The organism is Mycobacterium gordonae (assembly GCF_002101675.1).
Classification (GTDB): domain Bacteria; phylum Actinomycetota; class Actinomycetes; order Mycobacteriales; family Mycobacteriaceae; genus Mycobacterium; species Mycobacterium gordonae.
The window spans coordinates 1-1560 of the sequence record NZ_LQOY01000122.1; the positions used below are offsets into that span (position 1 = coordinate 1).

Annotated in this window: 2 protein-coding genes; both read right to left on the minus strand. The window is 65.0% G+C overall.

Going from position 1 to position 1560, the window contains the following annotated elements:
* Positions 1-58: 58 nt before the first annotated feature.
* Complete coding sequence (locus AWC08_RS19140) at positions 59-877, minus strand: abortive infection family protein (RefSeq protein ID WP_069432808.1); 819 nt, start codon at positions 875-877, stop codon at positions 59-61.
* Entirely contained in the window at positions 874-1476 is a 603-nt protein-coding gene (locus tag AWC08_RS19145) for a recombinase family protein (protein ID WP_443677828.1), read from the minus strand. Before AWC08_RS19145 ends, AWC08_RS19140 begins: the two co-directional genes overlap by 4 nt.
* Positions 1477-1560: the final 84 nt, after the last annotated feature.

Below are 1560 nucleotides of genomic sequence, written 5' to 3' on the forward strand. Positions count from 1 at the left end.
AGGGGTCGCCTTAGTAACGGAACGAAACTGGTTGTTTTCGTGGTCGTTTGGCCGCGGCTTACGAATGACCTTTGCGCCAGGGCGCTTCGGGGTCGGCGAGGGTGTCGAGCATCAGTTGGCACCAGGTGAGCGCCGCGTTGACCGCGAGTTGTGCGTGCCGGACGCCGAGACCAACGCGTGCGGTTGCCGGACCGTGTCCGGTGCCCATCCCGCGGTTGCGCAGCTCGGCAAGTCCATTGGCGATGGTTGTGACCGCGCCCAGGATGCGCTTAACACCTTCGCTGCCATCCGGTCCGGAACCGTTCGAGGGGTCCAGTCCGAGCGAAAGCTGTGCTGCGCGCGCTAGTTTAGGTAGGTCGGACTTGTCGTCGAACGGCTGGCCACGTTCGCTGAGGACAATTTTGGCGGTGCTTTCGATCAGTTCCTTGGCGCTGCCGACCGCGAGCGCGGGATCGTCGCTGATCGCACGCCTGATGCGCTCGAAGCCCTCGCGGATGGCTGACGGGTCCGCGAGCCTTGCGATTGATTCGATCGAGAGTTGCGGCCCGACCGGCGTGATCTGGGCGGTCTGCTCATCGACCTGGTAGCCGTCGCGGCGTAGCGATTGGTGAAACTGGCTCAGGCCCTGAGGTTCCCAGCCATTGAATAATCGTTCGGCGACCCGGAGAAATCGGCCGACGTGTCGTGGGTCGGTCCAGTCGACCGCATCCAGGTACGACTGCGTCGTCTGGCGACGTACGCTGCTGTCTTCGTAGCGGCAGTCAGGGTCGGGCGCGAACCCTTCGTCCTGGAATGCAGTGCTGATCGCGCTGACCGTGCTGTCAGTCATCAAGTCGCGGAAGATGCCGCGCGTGGTACTTCCTACCAGATCGGTCATCGTGTTGGGCTCTGTGTTGTCGTCCCCATCGCTCGCCCACCCGCGCGCGCGACCGCCCGGTAGATTGTCGAGCGGGTGACCGGGAACAGTTCCTCGAGCTCGCCGATGGTGTGGGTTCCGGCGCGGTAGAGCTCGACGAGGTGCGCCTCCTGCCGTGGACTGAGCTTGGGCTGTTTGCCGCGCAGCCGCCCCTTGGCCCGGGCGACGGCCATGCCCTCCCGCGTCCGGGCGCGAGCAAGGTCGGCTTCAAACTCGGCGATCATGCTCAGCGTGGTGAACAGCAGCCGGCCGATCGGGTCTGTCGGATCGTGCACCGAGCCGCCAATGTTGAGACGCACGCCGTTGGCGGTGAGTTCGTCGACGATGTTGCGTGCGTCTGGAACGGAGCGGGCGAGGCGGTCGAGCTTTGTCACGACGAGCGTGTCGCCGTTGCGGCAGGCGGCGAGCGCTTGGCGTAATCCGGGTCGGTCTCGGTTCGTGCCAGTGAGGCCGTGGTCGACATAGATTCGCTTCGGGTCGACGCCGAGCGCCGCCAGCGCCTCCCGCTGCGCCGTGAGGTCTTGATCGACTGTCGATACCCGGGCGTAGCCGATCTTCAGCTCAGCCATGTAATAAGTATGCCGGTTAGCCCCCCTTTACCGGGAGGGACCACCGAACCAGTCTTACGGGACGTCGGCACTCCC